This is a genomic window from Caulobacter ginsengisoli, assembly GCF_030814835.1.
GTDB lineage: Bacteria > Pseudomonadota > Alphaproteobacteria > Caulobacterales > Caulobacteraceae > Caulobacter > Caulobacter ginsengisoli.
On the sequence record NZ_JAUSVS010000001.1, the window covers coordinates 750,959 to 774,691 of the forward strand.

At 66.3% G+C, this 23,733-nt stretch carries 27 protein-coding genes; 24 read left to right on the forward strand and 3 right to left on the reverse strand.

Features of this window, described 5'->3' with window-relative positions:
- Nucleotide 1: 1 nt before the first annotated feature.
- From nuoF to QO010_RS03830, 14 genes are all read left to right on the forward strand, one after another.
- Nucleotides 2-1,321 carry an NADH-quinone oxidoreductase subunit NuoF gene (gene nuoF, locus QO010_RS03765; RefSeq protein WP_307347063.1) on the forward strand — a complete coding sequence of 440 codons (1,320 nt, stop codon included), beginning with the start codon at nt 2-4 and terminating at the stop codon, nt 1,319-1,321.
- A 106-nt stretch (nt 1,322-1,427) separates the two neighbouring features.
- Nucleotides 1,428-1,889: a hypothetical protein gene (locus QO010_RS03770; protein ID WP_307346114.1), complete on the forward strand. Its 462-nt coding sequence runs from the start codon at nt 1,428-1,430 to the stop codon at nt 1,887-1,889.
- 119 nt (nt 1,890-2,008) lie between these two features.
- Nucleotides 2,009-4,051 (forward strand): NADH-quinone oxidoreductase subunit NuoG, encoded by a 2,043-nt coding sequence (gene nuoG, locus QO010_RS03775; protein ID WP_307346118.1) that lies wholly within the window; start codon nt 2,009-2,011, stop codon nt 4,049-4,051.
- Between the two features lie 3 nt (nt 4,052-4,054).
- Nucleotides 4,055-5,128 carry an NADH-quinone oxidoreductase subunit NuoH gene (gene nuoH / locus QO010_RS03780; protein ID WP_307346121.1) on the forward strand — a complete coding sequence of 358 codons (1,074 nt, stop codon included), beginning with the start codon at nt 4,055-4,057 and terminating at the stop codon, nt 5,126-5,128.
- Nucleotides 5,128-5,394, forward strand: coding sequence for a hypothetical protein (locus QO010_RS03785; protein ID WP_307346124.1), 267 nt, complete (start codon nt 5,128-5,130; stop codon nt 5,392-5,394). Before nuoH ends, QO010_RS03785 begins: the two co-directional genes overlap by 1 nt.
- Nucleotides 5,391-5,882 (forward strand): NADH-quinone oxidoreductase subunit NuoI, encoded by a 492-nt coding sequence (gene nuoI / locus QO010_RS03790; protein ID WP_307346127.1) that lies wholly within the window; start codon nt 5,391-5,393, stop codon nt 5,880-5,882. Before QO010_RS03785 ends, nuoI begins: the two co-directional genes overlap by 4 nt.
- Nucleotides 5,883-6,000: 118 nt before the next feature.
- A complete protein-coding gene (locus tag QO010_RS03795; RefSeq protein WP_307346130.1) occupies nt 6,001-6,633 on the forward strand; it encodes an NADH-quinone oxidoreductase subunit J in 633 nt (210 codons plus the stop codon).
- Nucleotides 6,630-6,935: an NADH-quinone oxidoreductase subunit NuoK gene (gene nuoK / locus QO010_RS03800; protein ID WP_307346133.1), complete on the forward strand. Its 306-nt coding sequence runs from the start codon at nt 6,630-6,632 to the stop codon at nt 6,933-6,935. Before QO010_RS03795 ends, nuoK begins: the two co-directional genes overlap by 4 nt.
- Nucleotides 6,936-6,945: 10 nt before the next feature.
- Nucleotides 6,946-9,024 carry an NADH-quinone oxidoreductase subunit L gene (gene nuoL / locus QO010_RS03805; protein WP_307346137.1) on the forward strand — a complete coding sequence of 693 codons (2,079 nt, stop codon included), beginning with the start codon at nt 6,946-6,948 and terminating at the stop codon, nt 9,022-9,024.
- Between the two features lie 7 nt (nt 9,025-9,031).
- A complete protein-coding gene (locus QO010_RS03810; protein WP_307346139.1) occupies nt 9,032-10,516 on the forward strand; it encodes an NADH-quinone oxidoreductase subunit M in 1,485 nt (494 codons plus the stop codon).
- Nucleotides 10,517-10,520: 4 nt separating this feature from the next.
- Complete coding sequence (gene nuoN, locus QO010_RS03815) at nt 10,521-11,954, forward strand: NADH-quinone oxidoreductase subunit NuoN (protein ID WP_307346141.1); 1,434 nt, start codon at nt 10,521-10,523, stop codon at nt 11,952-11,954.
- 1 nt (nt 11,955) lies between these two features.
- Nucleotides 11,956-12,693 (forward strand): biotin--[acetyl-CoA-carboxylase] ligase, encoded by a 738-nt coding sequence (locus QO010_RS03820; protein ID WP_307346144.1) that lies wholly within the window; start codon nt 11,956-11,958, stop codon nt 12,691-12,693.
- Nucleotides 12,690-13,478: a type III pantothenate kinase gene (locus QO010_RS03825; RefSeq protein ID WP_307347066.1), complete on the forward strand. Its 789-nt coding sequence runs from the start codon at nt 12,690-12,692 to the stop codon at nt 13,476-13,478. Before QO010_RS03820 ends, QO010_RS03825 begins: the two co-directional genes overlap by 4 nt.
- Complete coding sequence (locus tag QO010_RS03830) at nt 13,475-15,154, forward strand: ribonuclease J (protein WP_307346149.1); 1,680 nt, start codon at nt 13,475-13,477, stop codon at nt 15,152-15,154. The genes QO010_RS03825 and QO010_RS03830 overlap by 4 nt, the downstream gene beginning before the upstream one ends.
- Here the strand turns inward: QO010_RS03830 and QO010_RS03835 are convergent.
- Together QO010_RS03835 and QO010_RS03840 are read right to left on the reverse strand one after the other, a co-directional pair.
- On the reverse strand, nt 15,151-15,537 hold the full coding sequence (locus QO010_RS03835) for a hypothetical protein (protein ID WP_307346152.1): 387 nt from the start codon (nt 15,535-15,537) through the stop codon (nt 15,151-15,153). The two genes, QO010_RS03830 and QO010_RS03835, sit on opposite strands and share 4 nt — an antisense overlap.
- A gap of 13 nt (nt 15,538-15,550) precedes the next feature.
- On the reverse strand, nt 15,551-15,994 hold the full coding sequence (locus QO010_RS03840; RefSeq protein ID WP_307346154.1) for a hypothetical protein: 444 nt from the start codon (nt 15,992-15,994) through the stop codon (nt 15,551-15,553).
- A gap of 129 nt (nt 15,995-16,123) precedes the next feature.
- On the opposite strand from QO010_RS03840, the gene mce reads away from it, so the two are divergent.
- The 6 genes from mce to QO010_RS03870 all read left to right on the forward strand — a co-directional run bounded on the left by mce (nt 16,124) and on the right by QO010_RS03870 (nt 20,648).
- Entirely contained in the window at nt 16,124-16,543 is a 420-nt protein-coding gene (gene mce / locus QO010_RS03845) for a methylmalonyl-CoA epimerase (RefSeq protein ID WP_307346157.1), read from the forward strand.
- Nucleotides 16,543-16,803, forward strand: a complete 261-nt coding sequence (locus tag QO010_RS03850; protein ID WP_307346159.1) for a DUF1467 family protein — start codon at nt 16,543-16,545, stop codon at nt 16,801-16,803. Before mce ends, QO010_RS03850 begins: the two co-directional genes overlap by 1 nt.
- Nucleotides 16,804-16,866: 63 nt before the next feature.
- Nucleotides 16,867-18,186, forward strand: a complete 1,320-nt coding sequence (proS, locus tag QO010_RS03855; protein ID WP_307346162.1) for a proline--tRNA ligase — start codon at nt 16,867-16,869, stop codon at nt 18,184-18,186.
- Nucleotides 18,183-19,469 carry a lipoprotein-releasing ABC transporter permease subunit gene (locus QO010_RS03860; protein WP_307346165.1) on the forward strand — a complete coding sequence of 429 codons (1,287 nt, stop codon included), beginning with the start codon at nt 18,183-18,185 and terminating at the stop codon, nt 19,467-19,469. Before proS ends, QO010_RS03860 begins: the two co-directional genes overlap by 4 nt.
- On the forward strand, nt 19,462-20,148 hold the full coding sequence (locus tag QO010_RS03865) for an ABC transporter ATP-binding protein (RefSeq protein ID WP_307346166.1): 687 nt from the start codon (nt 19,462-19,464) through the stop codon (nt 20,146-20,148). The genes QO010_RS03860 and QO010_RS03865 overlap by 8 nt, the downstream gene beginning before the upstream one ends.
- A 116-nt stretch (nt 20,149-20,264) precedes the next feature.
- Entirely contained in the window at nt 20,265-20,648 is a 384-nt protein-coding gene (locus tag QO010_RS03870; protein WP_307346169.1) for a hypothetical protein, read from the forward strand.
- Between the two features lie 19 nt (nt 20,649-20,667).
- Here the strand turns inward: QO010_RS03870 and QO010_RS03875 are convergent, their stop codons facing one another.
- Nucleotides 20,668-20,964: a hypothetical protein gene (locus QO010_RS03875; RefSeq protein WP_307346172.1), complete on the reverse strand. Its 297-nt coding sequence runs from the start codon at nt 20,962-20,964 to the stop codon at nt 20,668-20,670.
- Between the two features lie 190 nt (nt 20,965-21,154).
- Here QO010_RS03875 and QO010_RS03880 point away from each other — a divergent pair, with 190 nt between their 5' ends.
- The 4 genes from QO010_RS03880 to sidA all read left to right on the forward strand — a co-directional run bounded on the left by QO010_RS03880 (nt 21,155) and on the right by sidA (nt 23,693).
- Nucleotides 21,155-22,132 carry an IS1595 family transposase gene (locus QO010_RS03880; RefSeq protein ID WP_307346175.1) on the forward strand — a complete coding sequence of 326 codons (978 nt, stop codon included), beginning with the start codon at nt 21,155-21,157 and terminating at the stop codon, nt 22,130-22,132.
- A gap of 55 nt (nt 22,133-22,187) precedes the next feature.
- On the forward strand, nt 22,188-22,607 hold the full coding sequence (locus QO010_RS03885; protein ID WP_307346179.1) for a hypothetical protein: 420 nt from the start codon (nt 22,188-22,190) through the stop codon (nt 22,605-22,607).
- 195 nt (nt 22,608-22,802) lie between these two features.
- Complete coding sequence (locus QO010_RS03890) at nt 22,803-23,387, forward strand: DUF4145 domain-containing protein (protein ID WP_307346182.1); 585 nt, start codon at nt 22,803-22,805, stop codon at nt 23,385-23,387.
- A gap of 216 nt (nt 23,388-23,603) precedes the next feature.
- Entirely contained in the window at nt 23,604-23,693 is a 90-nt protein-coding gene (gene sidA / locus QO010_RS23965; RefSeq protein WP_370873708.1) for a cell division inhibitor SidA, read from the forward strand.
- Nucleotides 23,694-23,733 lie beyond the last annotated feature (40 nt).

The following is a 23,733-nucleotide window of genomic DNA, read 5'->3' on the forward strand; positions in this document are numbered from 1 at the left end:
CATGGTCGGCATCCTGGAAGACAAGGACCGGATTTTCCTCAACCTCTACGGCCTCCAGGACTGGGGTCTGGAAGGGGCGAGGAAACGCGGCTGCTGGAACGCCACCAAGGCGATGCTGGACGCCGGCCCGGACTGGATCATCACCAACGTCAAGAACTCCGGCCTGCGCGGCCGCGGCGGGGCGGGCTTCGGCACCGGCCTGAAGTGGTCCTTCATGCCCAAGGAGGTCAAGGAAGGCCGGCCGCACTATCTGGTGGTCAACGCCGACGAGTCCGAGCCCGGGACCTGCAAGGACCGCGAGATCATGCGCCATGATCCGCACCTGCTGATCGAGGGCTGCCTGATCGCCAGCTTCGCGATGCAGGCCCACGCCTGCTACATCTACATCCGCGGCGAATACGTGCGCGAGCGCGAGGTGCTGGAAGCCGCCATCAAGCAGGCCTACGAGGCCAAGCTGATCGGCAGGAACAATGTCCACGGCTGGGACTTCGACCTCTTCGTCCACCACGGCGGCGGCGCTTACATCTGCGGCGAGGAAACCGCCCTGCTGGAGAGCCTGGAAGGCAAGAAGGGCCAGCCGCGCCTCAAGCCGCCGTTCCCGGCCGGCGCCGGGCTGTATGGGTGCCCGACCACCGTCAACAACGTCGAATCGATCGCCGTCGTCGGCACCATCCTGCGCCGGGGCGCCGAGTGGTTCGCCGGGTTCGGGCGGCCGAACAATACCGGGACAAAGTTGTTCTGCGTCTCGGGCCATGTGAACAAGCCCTGCAACGTCGAAGAGGCGATGAGCATCCCCTTCAGGCAGCTGATCGACGACCACTGCGGCGGCATCCGCGGCGGTTGGGGCAACCTCAAGGCCGTGATCCCGGGCGGCAGCTCGGTGCGGATGATCCCGGCCCATGAGGCCGAGGAAGTGCTGATGGACTTCGACGCCCTGTCGGCGCTGAAGTCGGGCCTGGGCACCGCCGCCGTCATCGTGATGGACAAGGACACCGACCTGATCAAGGCGATCGCCCGCCTGGCCTATTTCTACAAGCATGAGAGCTGCGGCCAGTGCACGCCCTGCCGCGAGGGCACCGGCTGGATGTGGCGGGTGATGGAACGCATGGTCACCGGCGAGGCCGATCCGAAAGAGATCGACACGCTTCTCGATGTCGCCAGCCAGGTCGAAGGCCACACCATCTGCGCCCTGGGCGACGCGGCCGCCTGGCCGATCCAGGGCCTGTTCCGCCACTTCCGCCATGAGGTCGAGGACCGGATTTCGCTCTATCGGGCCAACAGGCCGCACGTGCAGGGCGCCAAGCTGGTCGCGGCGGAGTAGGGCGCTGAGCGAGGACCCACCGGACCTCGAGATCGCCGCTCCGGCGGAGGAACGAGGCTGGCTGCGCTCCACCGCCTGGTGGTCGGTCGTCGGCGGGATCGCCACGGTGATCACCGCGGTCACGGCGGTGCTGGCGGTCTATCTGGGCATCGACCAGCTCAACACCGCCCGCCAGCTGCAGGCGATGGATAGCGCCTACAACAGCTGGAACAACCTCAACCAGGCGACCCTGGCCAACCCGGAACTGGCCTGTCCCAATACCGAGGAAGCCTTCCAGCGGCTGATGACTGCCAAGGACCCGAAGTCGCCGATCGGCGGGACCTACAATGACCGCTACACCGCCTATGGCTACATGCTCGCCACGACGTCCGAGCAGATTCTGGAAATGGCCCCAGGCGACAAGCGCTGGGAATTCCTGATCGCCGAGCGGATGCGCTGCAACGCCCCGGCCCTGCGCTATATCCAGAAGGAAGGCACCTACGAGAAACGCTACAGCTGCCGGCTGCGGCGGGTCATCGCCACCGCCCTGGATCAGCCGCCGGTCGCCTGCGCGGGCAAGGGCGACTGATATGGCTGCGCATTTCCCATTCCGCCCTGTTGACGTCGGCCAGGAAGCGATAGAGACAGCGCACCAACGCGCGGTCCGCTCCGGCGGGCGCGTCCTTGAGATCAGGTAGTCCAGCCACCATGCCCAAAGCCAAGGTCAACGGCGTCGAGGTCGAGTTCGAGCCCGGGATGACGGTCCTGCAGGTGGCCGAGCTGGCCGGGGAGGAAATCCCCCGCTTCTGCTACCACGAGCGCCTCTCCATCGCCGGCAACTGCCGCATGTGCCTGGTCGAGGTGAAGCCCGGCCCGCCCAAGCCGCAGGCCAGCTGCGCCCTGCCGGCCGCCGAGAACCAGGAGATCTTCACCAACACCCCGATGGTCAAGAAGGCCCGGGAAGGGGTGATGGAGTTCCTGCTGATCAACCACCCGCTGGACTGCCCGATCTGCGACCAGGGCGGCGAGTGCGACCTGCAGGACCAGGCCATGGGCTATGGCCGCGACGACAGCCGCTATGCTGAGAACAAGCGGGCCGTCGAAGAGAAGCACATGGGTCCGCTGATCAAGACGGTGATGACCCGCTGCATCCAGTGCACCCGCTGCGTGCGCTTCATCACCGAGGTCGCCGGCGTGCCGGAGATCGGCCTGATCAGCCGCGGCGAAGACGTCGAGATCACCACCTATCTGGGCGCCGCCGTCACCAGCGAGCTGTCGGGCAACGTCAACGACCTCTGCCCGGTCGGCGCGCTGACCCACCGGCCCTGGGCCTTCAACTACCGGCCCTGGGAACTGAAGAAGACCCAGTCGATCGACGTCATGGACGCCCTGGGCAGCGCCATCCGGGTCGACAGCCGGGGCGCCCAGGTGCTGCGGGTGCTGCCGCGCATCAATGACGACATCAACGAGGAATGGCTGAGCGACAAGAGCCGCTACGCCGTCGACGGCCTCTCGCGCCAGCGCCTCGACCGGCCGATGGTCAAGGTCGGCGGCAAGCTGAAACCCGCGACCTGGGGCGAGGCCTTCGCCGCCGTGGCCGGCAAGATCAAGGCGACCAGCCCCGACCGCATCGGCGTCATCGCCGGCGACCTGCAGGACGCCGAATCCATGAAGGCGGCGCTGGACCTGTTCGGCGGGCTGGGCGTGACCAGCCTCGACTGCCGCCAGGACGGCTCGGGCCTGGGCCAGGGCGCCCGCGAAAGCTGGCTGTTCAACTCCACCATCGCCGGCATCGAGCAGGCCGATGTGCTGCTGCTGGTCGGGACCAACCCGCGCCTGGAAGCCCCGGTGCTGAACGCTCGCCTGCGCCGCCAGTGGCTGGCCGGCAAGCTGACCATCGGCGTCATCGGCGAGCAGGCCGACCTGACCTACGCTTACGAATATCTGGGCGCCGGCGCGGCCAGCCTGAATGGCCTGGCCAAGTCCAGGAGCAGGTTCGCCGAGGCCTTCAAGGCCGCCGCCAACCCCGCCGTCATCGTCGGCGCCAACGCCTCGGCCGGGGCGCTGAAGGCCGCCGCCGCGGTCGCCAAGACCTATGGCGTCGTCCGTGACGGCTGGAACGGCTGGAACGTGCTGCACAGCGCCGCCGCCCGCGTCGGCGGCCTGGATCTGGGCTTCGTTCCAAAGGCTGGCGGCAAGTCGGCCGCCGATCTGACCGCCAAGGGTGGCGCGGACGTCCTCTTCCTGCTGGGCGCCGACGAACTCGACCTCTCCAAGACTGACGCCTTTGTCGTCTACCTGGGCACCCACGGCGACGCCGGGGCCCACAGGGCCGACGTCATCCTGCCGGGCGCCGCCTACACCGAGAAGAATGGCCTCTACGTCAACACCGAAGGCCGGGTGCAGATGGCCGAACGCGCCGTCTTCCCCAAGGGCGAGGCCCGCGAGGACTGGGCGATCCTTAGGGCGCTGTCCGAGCACCTGGACGCCAAGCTGCCCTATGACAGCCTGGAGCAACTGCGGGCCAAGCTGTTCGCCGACCATCCGACCTTCGGCCAGATCGATCACGCCCCGGGCTCCATCCCCGCCGGCCTCGACCTGGGAACCATCGGGGCCGGGGAGGGGGGCGAGGCCCCGCTGACCAGCGCCGTGAAGGCCTTCCACCTGACCAACCCCATCGCGCGCGCCAGCGTGACCATGGCCGAATGCGCGGCCCTGGCTTCGGGCGCCGCCAGACACGCGGCGGAGTAGCGGATGCCGGCTCAATCCCCCTGGCTCTGGTTCGGGCTGGCTGTCGGCCAGATCGCCCTGGTGCTGATCTGGGTGCTGCTGTCGCTCGCCTTCCTGCTGTGGGGCGACCGTAAGATCTGGGCCGGCGTGCAGATGCGCAAGGGCCCCAACGTCGTGGGCCCGTTCGGCCTGTTCCAGTCCTTCGCCGACTTCCTGAAGTTCGTGCTGAAGGAGATCGTCATCCCGGCCGGGGCGGACAAGTTCGTCTTCCTGCTGGCCCCGCTGATCAGCTTCATCCTGGCCTTCGGGGCCTGGGCCGTGGTGCCGCTGGCCCCAGGCTGGGTGGTGGCCGACATCAATGTCGGCATCCTCTACCTGTTCGCCATCTCCTCGCTGGGCGTCTACGGCATCATCATGGGAGGCTGGGCCTCCAACTCGAAATACCCCTTCCTCGGCAGCCTGCGCTCGGCCGCCCAGATGGTCAGCTACGAGGTCTCCATCGGCTTCGTGATCATCACCGTCATCCTGCTCAGCGGCACCATGCACCTCAGCCAGCTGGTCGATCAGCAGAAGGGCTGGATCTGGAACTGGTACGTGTTCGGCGGCGGCCTGAAGAACCTGCCCCTGGCCCTGGTGATGATCCCCATGGCGGTGATCTTCTTCATCTCGGCCCTGGCCGAGACCAACCGTCCCCCCTTCGACCTGCCCGAGGCGGAGTCGGAACTCGTGGCCGGCTACCAGGTCGAATACAGCTCCACCCCGTACCTGCTGTTCATGATCGGCGAGTATTCCAACATCGTCCTGATGTGCGCCATGATCGCGGTGCTGTTCTTCGGCGGCTGGAACCCCGGCTTCCCGACCGACTTCATGGCCAGCTGGTCGCCGACCCTTCAGAGCTTCCTGCTGTTCCTGGTCTTCTTCGCCAAGATCATTTTCTTCTTCTTCCTGTTCGCCATGGCCAAGGCCATCGTGCCCCGCTACCGCTATGACCAACTGATGCGGCTGGGCTGGAAGGTCTTCCTGCCGATCACGGGCATCGCGGTGGTGCTGGTAGGCGGCTACCGGGTGTTTTCACCGCTGCTCTGGGGACAAGGCTGATGCTGAAAGTCCTGCCGCCCACGGTTTTGTTTGGCGCCCTCCTGCTGGGTTTGGGCGCCTGCGCCACCGATGGGACTTCGCCGACGGCCCAGGCGAGCGACCAAAGCTACACGCTGGGCAGCGGCCTGATGAGCTATGACGGCTTTAGGCGCGCCACGGACCTATGCAAATCGCGCGGCGGCGAGGTGCGGCCCAAGGACGAGGGCGGCGATATGGCTCAGATGTCCAACTACATCTGCTTCGTTCCGAAGAAGACCAAGTCATGACGAACCGACTGACCCAGGCCATCAAGGGCGCGGCCCTCATGGATTTCGGCGGGGCCTTCTGGCTGGCCATGAAATACATGCTGGCCCCCAAGAAGACGGTCATCTACCCCAACGAGCGCGGCCCGCAGTCGCCGCGTTTCCGGGGCGAGCACGCCCTGCGCCGCTACCCCAGCGGCGAGGAACGCTGCATCGCCTGCAAGCTCTGCGAAGCCATCTGCCCGGCCCAGGCCATCTATATCGAGGCCGAACCCCGCGAGGACGGCAGCCGCCGCACCACCCGCTACGACATCGACATGGTCAAATGCATCTATTGCGGCCTGTGCCAGGAGGCCTGCCCGGTGGACGCCATCGTCGAGGGGCCCAACACCGAGTTCGCCACCGAGACCCGCGAAGAGCTCTATTACGACAAGGAACGCCTGCTCGATAACGGCGACCGCTGGGAGCGGCAGATCGCCAGGAACCTCGAGATGGACGCCGAGTACCGATAGCCCTTCCCACTCTTTGCAAACCCAGGACCGGCGTCTAGAAGACCCCCGCCGGTCTGGGCCCTGGCGGTAAAGATTCGTCAGGCGCCCTTCGACAACCGAACGGAGCCCAAGACCCCAGATGCCGCTTCAGGCGATCGCATTCTACCTGATGGCGGCGGTGACCATCGCGGCGGGCCTGGGCGTGGTTTCGGCCCGCAACCCGGTCCATTCGGTGCTGTTCCTGATCACCGCCTTCTTCTCGGCCGCCGGCCTCTTCGTGCTGCTGGGCGCGGAGTTTTTGGCCATGCTGCTGGTCGTCGTCTACGTCGGCGCGGTAGCGGTGCTGTTCCTGTTCGTGGTGATGATGCTCGACATCGACTTCGCCGCGCTCAAGCAGGGTTTCGCCCGCTACATGCCCATCGGCCTGGTCGTCGCCGGCGTGCTGGTGCTGGAGATGATCTTCGTCACGGTCAGCGTGGCCAACGGCGGCAAGGCCGGGCCGGGCGCCACGCCGCAAGCCTCCGGCGTCGATATCAGCAATGTCGAGACCATCGGCCGGGTGCTCTACACCGACTACGCCTACTTCTTCGAAGCGGCCGGCATGGTGCTGCTGGTGGCGATGATCGGGGCCATCGTGCTGACCCTGCGCCACAAGCCCGGCGTCAAGCGCCAGAACATCGGCGCCCAGGTGGCCCGCGGTCCGAAGACTGGCATGACCATCGTCGATATCGGCTCGGGCGCCTCGGTCGATGAGGGGAGCCTCAATCAATGATCGGCCTGACCCATTATCTGGTCGTCGCGGCCATCCTGTTCACCATCGGGGTGTTCGGCATCTTCGTGAACCGCAAGAACGTCATCGTCATCCTGATGTCGATCGAACTGATCCTGCTGGCGGTGAACATCAACCTGGTCGCCTTCTCGGTCTATCTGCACGACGTGGTGGGTCAGATCTTCGCGATGTTCGTGCTGACCGTCGCCGCGGCCGAGGCCGCCGTGGGCCTGGCCATCCTGGTGACCTTCTTCCGGAACCGCGGCGACATCGCCGTGGACGACGCCAATGTGATGAAGGGCTGACGCCAGACCGATGACGCCGCAGCTTCTCGTCACTCTGCTGGTCTTCGCGCCCCTGCTCGGGGCCGCGATCGCCGGCCTGTTCGGCCGCCGCATCGGCGACATCCCCAGCCAGGCGGTGACCACCGGCCTGCTGCTGGCCGCCGCCGCCGGCTCGTGGGTGACCTTCTACGGGGTGATCTGGGGCGACTGGCCGGCCCGGTTCATCGTCCAGATCGCGCCCTTCATCGACGTCGGAAACTTCCATTCCAACTGGTCGATCCGCATCGACAGCCTGTCGGCGGTGATGCTGGTGGTGGTGACCACCGTCTCCAGCCTCGTGCACGTCTACAGCTGGGGCTACATGGCCAGCGACGACAGCCGGCCGCGCTTCTTCGCCTACCTGTCCCTCTTCACCTTCGCCATGCTGGCCCTGGTCACCGCCTCGGACTTCATGCAGCTGTTCTTCGGCTGGGAAGGGGTGGGGCTGGCCTCCTATCTGCTGATCGGCTTCTGGTACAAGAAGCCCACCGCCAACGCCGCCGCCATCAAAGCCTTCGTGGTCAACCGGATCGGCGACTTCGGCTTCGCGCTCGGCATCATGACCTGCTTCTGGGTGTTCGGCTCGGTGCAGTTCGCCGACATCTTCCCGCAGGTCGCCGCCAAGGCCGCCACCACCTGGCAGTTCGCCGGCCACAGCTGGCACACGGTCGACCTGGCCTGCGCCCTGCTGTTCGTCGGGGCCATGGGCAAGTCGGCCCAGTTCTTTCTGCACACCTGGCTGCCCGACGCCATGGAGGGCCCGACCCCGGTCTCGGCCCTGATCCACGCGGCGACCATGGTCACCGCCGGCGTCTACATGGTCTGCCTGCTGTCGCCGATGTTCGAATACGCCCCGGTGGCCAAGCAGATCGTCACCCTGATCGGGGCGATCACCGCCCTGTTCGCCGCCACGGTCGGTCTGGCCCAGAACGACATCAAGCGGGTCATCGCCTATTCGACCTGCTCGCAGCTGGGCTACATGTTCTTCGCCGCCGGCGTCGGCGCCTATCAGGCGGCCATGTTCCACCTGTTCACCCACGCCTTCTTCAAGGCCCTGCTGTTCCTGGGCGCCGGCTCGGTGATCAACGGCATGCACCACGAGCAGGACATGCGGAAGATGGGCGGCCTGTGGAAATACCTGCCCGTCACCTACGGGGTGATGATGATCGGCACCATCGCCATCACCGGCATGGGCATCCCAGGCTACGACCTGGGCTTCGCCGGCTTCTATTCCAAGGACACCATCATCGAGGCCGCCTTCGCCGCGGGCCGGACCAGCGGCGTCGGCTATTTCGCCTTCGTCATCGGCGTCCTGGCCGCTGGCCTGACCGCCTTCTACAGCTGGCGGCTGGTGTTCATGACCTTCCATGGCCACGCCAAGTGGGGCCATGACGCCCACCACGCGGTCGCCGACGACCACGCCAGCCACGCCCAGATCGAGACCCACAGCGAACCGCTGCCGGATGATGCCCACGACGACCATGGGCACGGCCACGACCATACCCCGCATGAGAGCCCGCTCTCCATGCTGGTCCCGATCTGCCTGCTGGCCGTCGGCGCCATTGGGGCGGGCTATCTGTTCGTCGAGAACTTCGTCGGGGCCGAGCAGGTCGAGTTCTGGCGCGGCGCCATCTTCAACGGCGCGGCCAACCACATCCTGCACATGGCCCATACCGAGACCCCCGAATGGGTCAAGCTGGCGCCGCTGGTCGTCTCGCTGCTGGGCCTGCTGGGCGCCTGGTATGTCTATATCGCCCGCGAGGGCATGGGCGCGCGGATCGCCGCCGAGAAGGGGCCGGCTTGGTCCTTCCTCTACAACAAGTGGTTCTTCGACGAGATCTACGACGCCACCTTCGTGCGGCTGGCCAGAATCCTGGGCGACCTGTTCTGGAAGGGCGGCGACCAGAAACTGATCGACGGCCTGGGCCCCAACGGCGTCTCCTGGCTCTCCTACGTCATCGGGCGCGGGACCGGGCGGCTGCAGACCGGCTATGTCTACCACTACGCCTTCGTGATGCTGCTGGGCATCGCCGGCCTTCTCGGCTGGTTCCTGTTCATGTGGTCGCGGTGAGGCAGCGATGACCGGTATCCTCTCCGCCATCACCTTCGTGCCCCTGGTCGGCGTCGCGGCCATCCTGCTGCTGCGCGCCTTCGGCCAGACCGGCGAGCGCGCCGACACGGCCGCCAAATGGATCGCCCTGGCCGCCACCCTGGCCAGCTTCGCCCTGTCTGTCCTGCTGGTCTTCCAGTTCGACCCCGCCAACACCGGCTTCCAGTTCCTGGAAGATGTCCCGTGGTTCGCCGGCCTGCACTACCGCATGGGGGTCGACGGCATCTCGGTGCTGTTCGTGCCGCTGACCACCTTCCTGATGCCGCTCTGTATCGCCGCCTCGTGGAAGTCGATCGACAAGCGGGTGGCCGAATACATGGTCGCCTTCCTGGTGCTGGAGACCCTGGTCATCGGGGTGTTCTGCGCCCTGGACATCATCCTCTTCTATACGTTCTTCGAATTCGGCCTGGTGCCGATGTTCCTGATCATCGGCATCTGGGGCGGCAAGAACCGGGTCTATGCGGCCTTCAAGTTCTTCCTCTACACCCTGCTGGGCAGCGTGCTGATGCTGGCCGCCATCTTGTTCATGATGGGCGTGGCCCACACCAGCTCCATCCCCGAGCTGATGCAGTTCAAGTTCTCGCCCTCGACCCAGACCTGGCTGTGGCTGGCCTTCTTCGCCAGTTTCGCGGTCAAGATGCCGATGTGGCCGGTCCACACCTGGCTGCCCGACGCCCACGTCGAGGCCCCGACCGCCGGTTCGGTGATCCTGGCTGGCATCCTGTTGAAGATGGGCGGGTACGGCTTCCTGCGGTTCTCGCTGCCGATGTTTCCGCACGCCAGCATTCAGTTCACGCCGCTGATCTTCGCCCTGTCGGTGATCGCCATCATCTACACCTCGCTGGTCGCCTTCCGGCAGACCGACGTGAAGAAGCTGATCGCCTATTCGTCGGTCGCCCATATGGGCTTCGTGACCATGGGCATCTTCAGCGGCAACGCCCAGGGCGAGCAGGGCGCCATCTATCAGATGATCAGCCACGGGGTGATCTCGGGCGCGCTCTTCCTCTGCGTCGGCGTCATCTACGACCGCATGCACACCCGCGAGATCAACTTCTACGGCGGCCTCGTCAGCCGCATGCCGTTCTACGCGGCGGTCTTCATGCTGTTCACCATGGGCAATGTCGGCCTGCCGGGCACTTCCGGCTTCGTCGGCGAGATCCTGACCATGACCGGGACCTACCAGGCCTCGACCTGGACGGCGCTGCTGGCGGCCACCGGGGTCATCCTGTCGGCCGTCTATGCCCTGACCCTCTATCGGCGGGTGATCTTCGGCGAGATGACCAACCCGGCCCTGGCGACCATCACCGACATGGACTGGCGCGAGATGGCCATCTTCGCGCCGCTGATCGTCTCGACTCTCTGGCTGGGCGTGCAGCCCAACCTAATCTTCAACATTACAGGCGCTTCCGTCGACGCGCTGGTCGGCGCCTGGCGCGTCGCCGTAGCCGGGTAGGGCGATGCCACTCTCCGATCTCCAACTCGCCGCGCCCGAACTGATCCTGGCCCTCTCGGCCATGGTCCTGCTGCTGTGGGGCGCCTTCGCTGGCCGCGCCAGCACGGCCCACACGGTCGCCAGCATGGCCGCCCTGCTGGCCGCCGCCGTGGCCGCCGTCTATGCGCCGCACGGCCGGGCGTTCGCCGGCGGCTTCGTCTCGGACGACGCGGCGACCTTCGCCAAGGTCGCCATCTTCGTCGCCAGCGCCGTCTCGATTCCCCTGGCCACCGGCTGGTTCGCCCGCCGGGGCGACAGCCGCTTCGAGTTCCCGGTGCTGGTCATCCTGGCCGCGCTTGGCATGGGCATGATGGTCTCGGCCGGCGACCTGATCAGCCTCTATGTCGGGGTCGAGCTGCAGTCCCTGGCCCTCTACGTCCTGGCCGCCTTCCGCCGCGACGATCCCAAGGCCTCCGAGGCGGGCCTCAAGTATTTCGTGCTCGGCGCCCTCTCCTCGGGCCTGCTGCTCTACGGCGCCTCGCTGATCTACGGCTTCGCCGGCTCGACCCATTTCGACGTCATCGCCGCCGCGGTGGGCGATGGGGTCGGCAAGTCGGGCGTGCTGTTCGGCATGGTCTTCCTGATCTGCGGCATCGCCTTCAAGGTCTCGGCCGCGCCCTTCCACATGTGGACGCCGGACGTCTACGAGGGCGCCCCGACCCCGGTTGTCGGCTTCTTCGCCGCCGCCCCCAAGCTGGCCGCCATGGTCCTCTTCGCCCGGGCCCTGGCCGACGGCTTCGCCGGGGCGCTGGACCAGTGGCGCCAGGTGCTGATCATCATCGCCCTGCTGTCGGTGTTCGTCGGCGCCTTCGCCGGCCTGGCCCAGAGCAATCTGAAGCGCCTGTGGGCCTACAGCTCGATCGCCAATGTCGGCTACGCCCTGATCGGCCTGGCCTCCGGGGACCAGGCCGGCATCCAGTCGATGCTGATGTTCATGGTCCTCTACATGGTCGATGTGACCGGCTTCTTCGCCTGCCTGACCGCGCTCAGCCGCGAGGGCAAGCCGATGGAAACCATCCAGGACATGGCGGGCCTCTTCAAGGAAAAGCCCGGCATGGCCCTGGCCATGACCGCCTTCTCGCTCTCGGCCCTGGGCCTGCCACCGTTCAGCGGCTTCTTCGCGAAATTGTATGTCTTCAAGGCCGCCGTCTTCGCGCCGAACATGGCCTGGGTGGCCGTGGCCGGCCTGGTCGGCAGTGTGGTGGCCGCCTTCTATTACCTGCGGCTGATCAAGGTCATGTGGTTCGACGCCGCCTCCGGCCCGGTCGAGGCGACGCCGACCGAGGCCCGCGTCATCGCCATTGGGGCGGCGGTCTTCTCCATGCCGCTGGTCTGGCTGGCCCTGCATTGGCTCGATCAGTGGGCGGGTGCGGCCGCCGCGGCTTTCGGCCATAGCTGAGGTGTCCATCCCGCCGATCGAGGCGCTGGACGAGATCGACTCGACCAACGCCGAAGTGCGGCGCCGGGCCGAGGCCGGCCAGACCGGCCCGGTCTGGATCACCGCCCTTAGACAAACGGCCGGCCGCGGCCGCCGGGGCCGCAGCTGGGAAACCCCCGTCGGCAACCTCGCCGCCACCCTGCTGTTCGTCACCGACAAGCCGCCCGCCGAGGCCGCCCAGGTCAGCTTCGTCGCCGCCCTGGCCGTCGCCGACCTCGCCTCGACCTACGTGCCCGCCAGCCTGGTCAGCCTCAAATGGCCCAATGACCCGATGATCGCCGGGATCAAGACCAGCGGCGTCCTCATCGAGTCCGGCCAGCATCCGATGGGCGGCCTGTGGGTCGCGGTCGGGATTGGCGTCAACCTGGCCCATCCGCCGGTCGTGTCCGAAAAGCCCGCCACGGCCCTGGCCCTGCACATGACGGCCCCGCCGCCCAAGCCCTTGGAGGCGCTCTCGATCCTGGCCGAGGCCTTCGAGCGCTGGCGCCGCCTCTGGGACAGCGCCGGCTTCGCGGCCATCGCCGATGCCTGGACCGCGCGCGCCCATGGCCTGGGCGAGCCCTGCGTGGCGCGGCTGGGGACTGAAACCCTGCACGGGGTGGCCGAGGGCCTGGACAGCGACGGCGCCTTGCGTCTTCGTCTGCCCGACGGCTCCCTTCGGCGGATCACCGCCGGCGATGTCTTCTTTGGAGAGGCCTGATGCTGCTGGCTATCGAGCAGGGCAACACCAACACGCTCTTCGCCATCCATGACGGCAATGAGTGGATCGCCCAGTGGCGCGCCGCCACCGACAGCCGCCGCACCGCCGACGAATACGCCGTCTGGCTGTTGCAGCTTCTGGAGATGCGCGGCCTGAAGCTGGCCAGCCTGGACGGCTGTATCATTTCGAGCGTCGTGCCGCAGTCGCTGTTCAACCTGCGCAACCTCTCGCGCCGCTACCTGCATGTCGAGCCGCTGGTGATCGGCGAGAACGCCGAGCTGGGCGTCGCCGTCCGCATCGAGAAACCTTCCGAGGCCGGCGCCGACCGCCTGGTCAACGCCATCGGGGCCCATGTGATCTATCCGGGCGACCTGATCGTCATCGACAGCGGCACCGCCACCACCTTCGACATCGTGGCGGCCGACGGCGGGTTCGAGGGCGGGGTGATCGCGCCCGGCATCAACCTCTCCATGCAGGCCCTGCACGACGCCGCCGCCAAGCTGCCGCGCATCGCCATCCAGCGGCCCGAGCGCAACCGCGTGGTCGGGACCGACACCGTCACCGCCATGCAGTCGGGGGTGTTCTGGGGCTATATCGCCCTGATCGAGGGGCTGATTGCCCGCATCAAGGTGGAACGGGGAACGCCGCTCACCGTTGTCGCCACCGGCGGCGTCGTCTCGCTGTTCGAGGGCGCCACCGATTCCATCGACTTCTTCGATCCCGATCTCACCATCCGAGGGCTTCTCGAAATTCACCGTCGCAATCGCCATATCGCCGGCCAATGAGCAAAAAAACCGACGATCAGCTCGTCTTCCTGCCGCTGGGCGGGTCGAACGAGATCGGCATGAACTTCAACCTGTATGGCTTCGGCCCCGCCGACGACCGCAAATGGATCGTCGTCGACCTGGGGGTGACCTTCGGCGACCAGACCACGCCCGGGGTCGACATCATCCTGCCCGACCCGGAATTTGCCGTCGGCATCGCCGACGACATCCTCGGGATAGTGCTGACCCACGCCCATGAGGACCATATCGGCGCGGTGGCCTGGCTGTGGCCGCAGCTCAAGGCCCCCGTCTACGCCACCCCCTTCACCGCCTACCTGCTGCGCGAGAAGCTGCGCGACGCCAACCTGCTCGACGAGGTGAAGATCACCGAGGTTCCGCTGTCGGGCCGCTTCAGCCTAGGGCCGTTCGACCTCGAACTGATCACCCTGACCCACTCCATTCCCGAGCCCAACGGCCTGGCCATCCGCACCCCGCTGGGCACGATCCTGCATACCGGCGACTGGAAGATCGACCCCGACCCCATGCTGGGCGAGGTCACCGACATCGACGCCATACGCCAGCTGGGCGACGAGGGCGTGCTGGCCATGGTCTGCGACAGCACCAACGTCTTCGTCGATGGCTCGGCGGGCTCGGAGTCCGATGTCCGCAAGGCGATGACCGCGCTGATCAAGCCGCTCAAGGGCCGGGTCGCCGTCGCCTGCTTCGCCTCCAACGTCGCCCGCATGGACACCGTCATCCGCGCCGCCGAGGCGGCCGGGCGCAGGGTCTGCCTGGTCGGCCGCTCGATGTTCCGTATGGCCGGCGCCGCCCATTCGGTGGGGCTGATGAGCGACATCAAGCCCTTCCTCAGCGACGGCGAGGCCCGCCACATGCCCGCCGACGGCGTGCTCTATCTCTGCACCGGCAGCCAGGGGGAGGGCAGGGCCGCCCTGGCCCGCATCGCCGAGGGCAACCACCCGCATGTCAAGCTGGGGCAGGGCGATCACTGCATCTTCTCCTCGCGGGTCATCCCCGGCAACGAGGTGCCGATCCGCAACCTGCAGAACAAGCTCGCCGACCGCGGGGTGCGCCTCTACACCGAGCGCGACCACCCCGGCATCCACGTCTCCGGTCACCCGTGCCGCGACGAACTCAAGCAGATGTACCAGTGGGCCCGGCCGCAGATCGCCGTCCCCACCCACGGCGAGCGCCGCCACCTCTTGGAACACGCCGCCTTCGCGCGCGACCTGCAGGTCGGCCAGACCGTCTCACCCCGCAACGGCGACATGGTCCTGCTGGCCCCCGGCCGCGCCCAGATCATCGACGAGGTCCCGTCAGGCCGACTCTATGTCGACGGCGGTGTCGTCACCCCCGAGAACGGCGAGGCCCTGAAGGAACGTCGCCACGCCGCCTTCAATGGCGTCTTGATGGTTTCGGTCGTGCTGGACGGCAAGCACCGCATCGTCTCGGGCCCGCAGGTCAAGGCCATCGGCCTGCCGGGGGACGCGGAATACACACTCGACGAAGCCCTCTACGACCTGGCCGAGGATGCCGAACAGGCCCTGCGCAAGCTGCCGGCCGAGGAACGCGACCTGGACGAGACCATCGAGACGGCCCTGTCACGCGCGGTCAAGAAGGGAGCCTATCGCATCTGGGAGCGGCGGCCGGTGGTCGAGACGACAGTGCTGCGGATCTAGGTGGCCGCCGGTTTCGGCTGCACCAAAGTCGGAAACAGATTGAACCCCGTCTTGTTGTAGATCGCCCAGCCGACCACCTTGAACACGGTGTTCTCGACCTGCTGGGCCAGGGCCAGGGTCATGTACTGGGAAAACTGCAGGGTCTGGGTGAAGGCGGTCTTCTGCATGCCCAGGATCTGGGTCGCGGTCGCCTGGTCGATGCGGCCCTCGGCCAGGGCCAGCTGAGTCTGGATCGCCGCTTCCGAGAGCGACTTGATATAGCCCGCCACCAGGGTCGAGTTGGTGTTCCACCAGGCGGTGGCGTCACCCGACACCTGGCTGGTGATTTCCTGGAACAGCGCCTGGGCGTTGGCCGGGTTGAAGGTGCTGAGATCGGTGGCCATCGGGCGCTCCTTGTTACGGCTTCAGCGCCTGGGCCGCGCGGGCGGCCTGGTCGCAGCTGGTCAGCATCGGCGCGCTGATCCCGGCGCCAGGGGCCAGGCCCGTGGCCTTGTGGATCGCCGCCACCGTCGTCACCTGGGTCTGGCAGCCCTTGATCAGGCCGACCAGCAGGGTGCGCGCCCGCTCGGCCGGGGCCTTGGCCTGGACCGGCAGGGTGTCGGCCCGCAGGGCCGCCACGGTCAGGGACGAGATGATGGTGGTGTATTCGCCGGTCGCCCCATCATAGGTGGCCTTGTCGGCATAGCTGCCCAGCTCGATCTCGGCCGACAGCTTGGCCACCCCCTGGAAGGCGGTGGTCATCTGGGTGTCGAGAGTGTTGTCGTAGGCCGGGGCGAAGGTCTGGCATCCGGCCAGCATCAAGGCGGCGAATACCGCGACGACAGGGGCAGGCAGTCTCATGGCGCTCCTCCGACTTAGCCCCGACATTGACCCCGACGCGACCTTCCCGTCAAACGCGAACATGGCAAATTGGCTTTCTGGTGAGCCCGCCGGAGTGCTACGGACGGCCAGCGTTCCAAGGAGCCTTTGATGATCGGCAAGCTCAACCACGTCGGCGTCGCCACGCCCTCCATCGACGAGTCGGTAGCCATGTACCGCGACCTCCTCGGCGCCACCTCGATCACCGACAAATGGGTGATGCCCGAGCAGGGCGTCTGGGTCTGTTTCGTCAACCTGCCCAACAGCCAGATCGAGCTGATCGAGCCCTATGGCGACAAGTCCCCGATCACCGCCTTCCTGGAAAAGAACCCCAAGGGCGGCCAGCATCACGTCTGTTTCGAGGTCGAAGACATCATCGAGGCCCGCGACGCCATGAAGGCCAAGGGGGCCACCGTGCTGGGCGAGCCGCGCATCGGCGCCCACGGCACCCCGGTGATCTTCGTCCACCCCAAGAACATGGGCGGCGTCCTGGTCGAACTCATGGAAACCCCTAAGGGAGACCATCACTGATGGGACCCGTCACCGGCATCGCCATCTACCTGACCATCTGGTGGACCGCGCTCTTCTGCATCCTGCCGCTGGGCGCGCGCAGCCATCATGAGATGGGCATCGACCTGAAGGACGGCGGCGATCCCGGCGCCCCGGTGAACCCGAACCTGAAGCGCAAGTTCTTCACCACCACCTGGGTGTCGGCCATCATCTTCGCGCTGTTCTGGCTGACCATCCAGTTCCATTGGGTGACCCTGCCGCAGCTGCCGGCCAACTACTGAAGGCACGTTGCCAACGCCACCCCCCAGAGGCTAAGTCAGCCCCCAGTTTGAACGGGGATATCCATGCGCCTGTCGCGCTTCTTCCTGCCGGTGCTGAAGGATGCGCCGTCCGACGCCCAGATCGTCTCCCACCAGCTGATGCTGCGCGCCGGCATGATCCGCCAGGAGGCGGCCGGCATCTATGCCTGGCTGCCGCTGGGCTTCCGGGTGCTCAAGAAGATCGAGCAGATCGTCCGCGAGGAAATGGACCGCGCCGGCGCCGTCGAGCTGCTGATGCCGACCCTGCAGCTGGCCGACCTGTGGCGGGAGTCCGGGCGGTATGACGCCTATGGCCCGGAGATGCTGCGCATCACCGACCGCAACGATCGCGAGCTGCTCTACGGCCCCACCAACGAGGACATGATCACTGAGATCTTCCGGGCCTATGTGAAGAGCTACAAGGCGCTGCCGCTGAATCTCTATCACATCCAGTGGAAGTTCCGGGACGAGCGCCGCCCGCGCTTCGGGGTCATGCGCGGCCGAGAGTTTCTGATGAAGGACGCCTACAGCTTCGACATCGACGAGGCGGCGGCCCGCAAGTCCTATGACCGGATGTTCGTCGCCTATCTGCGCACCTTCAAGCGCATGGGCCTGACCGCCATCCCCATGCGGGCCGAGACCGGCCCCATCGGCGGCGATCTCTCCCACGAGTTCATCATCCTGGCCGACACCGGCGAGTCGGCGGTGTTCTGCGACAGCCGCATCCTGGACCTGCCGGTTCCCGGTGAGGACGTCGACTATGACGCCGACCAGAAGCCCGTGGTCGACGACTGGACCCGCTACTACGCCGCCACCGAGGATGTGCATGACGCGGCCCGCTTCGAAAGCGAGACTCCGGCCGAGTTCCGGCGCGAGGCGCGCGGCATCGAGGTCGGCCAGACCTTCTATTTCGGTGAGAAATACAGCCGGCCGATGAAGGCCAGCGTCACCGGCCCCGACGGCAAGGAGCATTTCATCCACGGCGGCTCCTACGGCGTGGGGGTCTCGCGCCTGCTGGGGGCGGTGATCGAGGCCAGCCATGACGCCGGCGGCATCATCTGGCCCGACGCCATCGCCCCGTTCGGGGCCGGCGTGCTGTCGCTGCGCCCGGGCGATGCGGCCGTCGACGCCGCCTGCAACACCGCCTACGAGGCGCTGGTCAAGGCCGGCAAGGAACCCCTGTTCGACGACACCGACGAGCGGCCGGGCGGCAAGTTCGCCACCGCCGACCTGATCGGCCTGCCCTGGCAGATCATCGTCGGGCCTAAGGGCCTGGCCGAGGGCACGGTCGAACTGAAACGCCGGGCCACCGGTGAGCGCGAGTCGCTCTCCCTGGAATCCGCCATCGCCAAGGTGGCCGGGTGAGCAAATCGGGCGGCCCAGCCGGTCCGTTCAGCCAGTGGGAGCGGGCCATAGCGGGCCGCTACCTGCGGGCCCGGCGGCAGGACGCGGGCCTGGCCCTGGTCGCCATCATCTCGTTCCTGACCATCATGCTGTCGGTGACGGTGCTGGTCGTGGTGATGAGCGTGATGAACGGTTTCCGGGCCGAGCTGCTCGACAAGATGCTGGGCTTCAACGGCCACGCCTTCGTCACCGGCGACCAGATGAACACCGCGGCCCGCGACGCCATGGTCGCCCGGCTGCGCAAGGTGCCGGGCGTGGTGCAGGCCACCCCGATGATCGAGACCCAGGCCATGGTCATCGGCCGGGGCCAGATCTCCGGCGCGGTGGTTCGCGCGGTCAACCTGGCCGACGTCAAGGCCACGCCCCTGGTCGCCGGCACGATCAAGGAGCCCGGCAGCCTCGCGGGTTTCGACGTCGGCGAGGACGGCGGCGACATCATCCTGATGGGCGAGCGGCTGGCCAACAACATGGGCGTCCATGTCGGCGATTCCGTGCAGCTGGTCTCGCCCAGCGGCGACGCCACCGCCTTCGGCTCCACGCCCCAGACCAAGGACTATACGGTCGGCGGCGTCTTCAGCGCCGGAATGAGCCAGTACGACGAGATCTACATCTACATGCCGCTGCGCCAGGCCCAGCTGTTCTTCGGCCGCGACAACACCATCGACGCGGTGGAGATCAAGCTCGACGACCCCGACAAGGCCAAGGCGCTCAAGCGCGACCTGGCCCGCGCCGCCGGCCCGGGGGGGCAGGTCCAGGACTGGACCGAGCGCAACGAGGCCTTCTTCAATGCCCTGCAGGTCGAGCATGTGGTCATGCGCTTCATCCTGCTGGCCATTGTATGCATCGCCAGCCTCAGCATCATCGCCGGGCTGATCATGCTGGTGAAGAACAAGCAGCGCGATATCGCCATCCTCAGAACCATGGGCGCCAGCCGGGGCGCCATCATGCGCATCTTCTTCATGTCGGGGGCCTCGCTGGGCATTGCCGGCACCGCCGTCGGCGTGGGACTGGCCAGCCTGTTCTGCGTCTTCATCCAGCCGATCCAGAACTTCGTGGAGCGGGTGTCGGGGACCCAGGTGTTCAACGCCAACGTCTATTTCCTCACCCACCTGCCGGCCAAGGTCGATTGGGTCGAGACCGCGGCGGTGGCCGGCATCGCCATCCTGGCCAGCTTCGTGACCACCCTGCTGCCCTCGTGGCTGGCCTCGCGGATCGAGCCGGTGGAGGCGCTGCGCAATGAGTAGTCCCGTCCTGCGCCTCACCAAGGTCGAGCGGACCTATGTCACCGACTCCGGCCAGCTGCCGGTGCTGCGCGGCGTCGACCTGGAGCTGATGGCCGGCGAGATCGTCGGGCTGATCGGCCCTTCCGGCTCGGGCAAGTCCTCGTTGCTGCACTCGGCCGGCCTGCTCGAGCGGCCGGACGGCGGCACGGTCGAGATCGGCGGCCAGAACTGCTCGGACATGAAGGACGGCGCCCGCACCCGCGTGCGGCTGAGCCAGGTCGGCTTCGTCTATCAGTTCCACCACCTGCTGCCCGAGTTCAGCGCCCTGCAGAATGTCGGCATGCCCGGCATGATCGCCGGCCGCGGCGAGGCCTGGTCCGCCGAGCGGGCGACCGAGCTCCTGACCCAGCTGGGCCTGGGCGAGCGGCTGCACCACCAGCCCGGCCAGCTGTCCGGCGGCGAACAGCAGCGGGTGGCCATCGCCCGGGCCCTGACCAACCAGCCGCGCCTGCTGCTGGCCGACGAGCCGACCGGCAATCTGGATCCCGAAACCGCCGCGGTGGTCTTCCAGGCTCTCTACGATCTGGCCCGGGGCCAGGGCGTCGCGGCGCTGATCGCCACCCACAATCTCGAGTTGGCCCGGTTCATGGACCGGGTCTTCACTCTCAAGGACGGCCACCTGGAACCCTGGCAGGGGTAAAGCCACCGTGAAGCCCGATTCATCAATTAGGCCGTGCCCGGTCTGATTGCCGCCCTGTTTTCGCCCCAGGGCTCATTGCATCAAGACCCCTCACACGGGGACGGGAGCGTTCGTACATGACCCGCCATCTCGATGTCGCCGGCAAGTCAGGCGTCGTCTATCGCTACCGGCCGCTGTCGGAGGACATGCCGGTCACCCTGGCAGGGGCCAATTATCTGATCCTGGAAGGCCAGGGCGAGAACGTCACCATCGCCCGGGTGGGCGAGAGCGACTGCCTTTATCGCGATGTCGATGAAGTGCGCGAGCAGGCCGGGCGCCGCCGCGGCCGGGTGTCGCTGTTTGTCCGTCTCAATGTCAGCGGCGAGGCGCGCCGTCAGGAGCAGGCCGACATCCTGGCGGCTCAGGAACGGGCGGAAGCGGAAAACCGGGTCGAACGTCCGGTGCGGCCGGCGCCCAAGCGCAAGCCCGCCGGGCGCGGCAAGGCCCCGCTGGACTCCTGACGCCCTGACGAAAGGCCGATCAGCCGCCCGGCGGCTTCGACGCGTCGGCGCGCGGGCCGCTCAGCAGGTCGCGGCCCTGGGCGGCCTGCTGATCGCGCTCGGCCTGGGTCGTGCACACCTTTTTCGAGAACCGGGTCCCGGTGATCTGCTTCATCTTGCAGATGACGCCTTCGTCGACCTTGGGCGCGGTCGAGGCCGGGGTGGCCGTGGACGCGGTGGCGTTGGCCGGACCGCTGGCGGCCGGCGTGGGCTGGTCAGCCAGGACCGGCAAGGCGAAGGCCGCGGCGCAGGCGGCGGTGACGAGGAGCAGACGCACGATAAATATCCCCTGGGAGTGATCGCACTATGGTGCGCCATTGAAGCACGGCTTGGCGGAGTCGCAAAGTTAACGACGGGCAATGCGTCGGTGGGACGCGGTCGTTGGGTGCGGCAAAAGCGCTTGGGCGTTTATGCACTTCACATACCACGCTTGATTTGATAGGGTGTTCTCACTGGAGAACGACCCAATGTCCGCCGATCTGACGAACCCGATTTTCACGAACGAAGAAGCCGCCCGCATCCATTTCGAGGCGCTGCGCTGGCCCGATGGCCGCGTCTGCCCTCACTGCGGAACTGTTGGGAACTCCACGCTGATGCAGGGCAAGACCACCCGCGCCGGGCTCTACAAGTGCAAGGATTGCCGCAAGCCGTTCACCGCCACGATGGGCACGGTTTATGAGAAGTCGCATATCCCGCTCCATAAGTGGCTGCTGGCGACGCACCTGATGTGCGCGAGCAAGAAAGGCATGTCGGCGCATCAACTGTATCGGATGCTCGGCTTCGGCTCTTATCGGACTGCCTGGTTCATGGCGCACCGCATCCGCGAAGCCATGCGTCCCGGCGGAAACCTTCCCCCGATGGGCGGCGACGGCTCGCCGGTCGAAGTCGATGAAACCTTCATCGGTCACGATCCGAAGAACCCCGCCGAGCCGGGCAAGAAGGCCAGCATCAACCAAATGAACAAGGTGCTGTCTCTGGTCTCCCGCGAAACCGGCGAGGCCCGCAGCTTCGTCGTCAAAGACCTGCGCATGGCGACCATCGTTCCGATCATCGAAGCCAACGTTGCCCGCGAGGCTCGGTTAATGACGGATGAAGCCACCCGCTACACCTCGATTGGCTGGAACTTCGCCGATCACGGCGTGGTCAATCACGGCAAGGAAGAGTTCGTTTCGACCGTCGATCCGACCGTCCACACGAATACGGTTGAGGGCTTCTATTCGATCTTCAAGCGCGGCATGCGCGGCGTCTATCAACACTGCGGCTCGCGCCATCTGCACCGCTACGTTGCCGAGTTCGATTTCCGCTACAGCAACCGCATCGCCAACGGCTTTGACGACAAGGCCCGCGCCGAACGCGCCGTGAAGGGCGTCGTTGGAAAGCGTCTGACCTACCGACAGCCTGACGGCCACAAGTCCTTTAGCCTGCGAGCCGCGACCGCTTGGTAAGAAGCGTAGGCGGTCCCGCTGGCGGACCAAAGGCTAAGCTTTCTGGGAATCAAACATGATCACCAATGAAGGACTACAGGCCGCAACCGTTGTCGGCGCAGGCGTGGCAGATGACGGACTGGCCCGCATCACGTTCGATGTCGGCAGCGGCGAGATCGCTATACCGGAGCCCGGACACCTGACGATTGGGTTCCCGCAACAGGAACTTCGCCCCTTGGCGCTGCTCCTGTTGAACCTTGCCGGTGGTCAGTCCATCCCCAACGGTCAGCAGTCAGGACCAGTGTTTTCAATACCTGCCGATGAGTGCCTGATTGGCTGGACAGACGATGCGCGCCCGGCTCTGATTGTGCGGCTTTCGGAAGGGGGACAGGTGATCTTTGATCTTCCCCCAGAAGCGGTATCTCAATTGAGAAGCGCGATTGAACTTGTGGCAGAGCGATTAGCCCCCGCCCCATCAGGCCAGCAGAAGCACTAAGCTGACGCAGCCCCGTTCGGTCTGACATATGCGCTCCCCTTACTGAGGCGCAACGAAACGCCTAGCCTTCTTTTGGCTTTCCCCGCTTCCCGTTCGATTCTGATTTGGTCCGGGGCTGCGGGGGCGTTGCCAGCATACGCTTTACGACCTCATCCCGGCGGCGGGCCGCCTCTTCGTCTGACAGGGAGTCATCCGATGGCGAAGGTTTCTGCATACATCCAAGCCCTCAAAGATCACGGCCGGGCGCGCCCGACAGACGCGGCGGAAATCCCCGCGATGCTAAACGACCTGATGTCGGAAAGCGACCGGAGCGCAATCATCCTCATCTCCACGACCGTTGAGGACGCGATTGAGTCTGAGCTGATCCGGCGCATGCCAGGGGTGGCGGATGAGACGGCCCCTTACTCCCTGATCTTCGGGTCTGACGGACCGGTCTCGACCTTCTCCAATAAGATCAAGATGGGGCTTGCCATGGGCATCCTATCGCCGGACGTCCGGCGCCAAGTCGATATCGTTCGCGAGATTCGGAACGCCTGCGCCCATGCCCGCTATCCGACTTCATTCGAAACGCCCGCCATCATCGAAGCCTGTAAGCATCTGTTGGCCGATATGCGGGTGGCGTCTGAGAAGGAACCGACCCTGCGCGACTACTTCATCATGAAGTGCATGCTGATCACCCAGTATGTGGTCGATGGGAAATGGCGCACTACGAGCGATGACATTCTGGACCTTCTCGGGGACGAACTGCCGCCATCGCCTGAAACACGGCCTCAACAATAAGTTCCGGATCATCGTCGCGCTGAGACCAAACGCCCAGCGTTTCAGCCCCTGCCGCGATCATCGCGGGGGTTATTTCCATCTCAGTCTCTAGCGCCGGCCTGTCCGGTAGCGGGATACCGTCAGTCATCGTGGTATGTCAAATGCATAATCACCAGCGCTTGACGACGAGAACAAAAGGGGAATAAGAACAAAGACAGAACTCAAGGGGAGGCCCCAATGGCCCGTATCGCGCGTGAGACTCTGGCGCTTGCATCTGTCGCCAGCTTCGTCTGGATGATGTGTTCGTTCGCAACCCTGGTGGCCTGAGTCGAATAGGCTTAGAGGACCCCCGCATCCGGAGAGGACT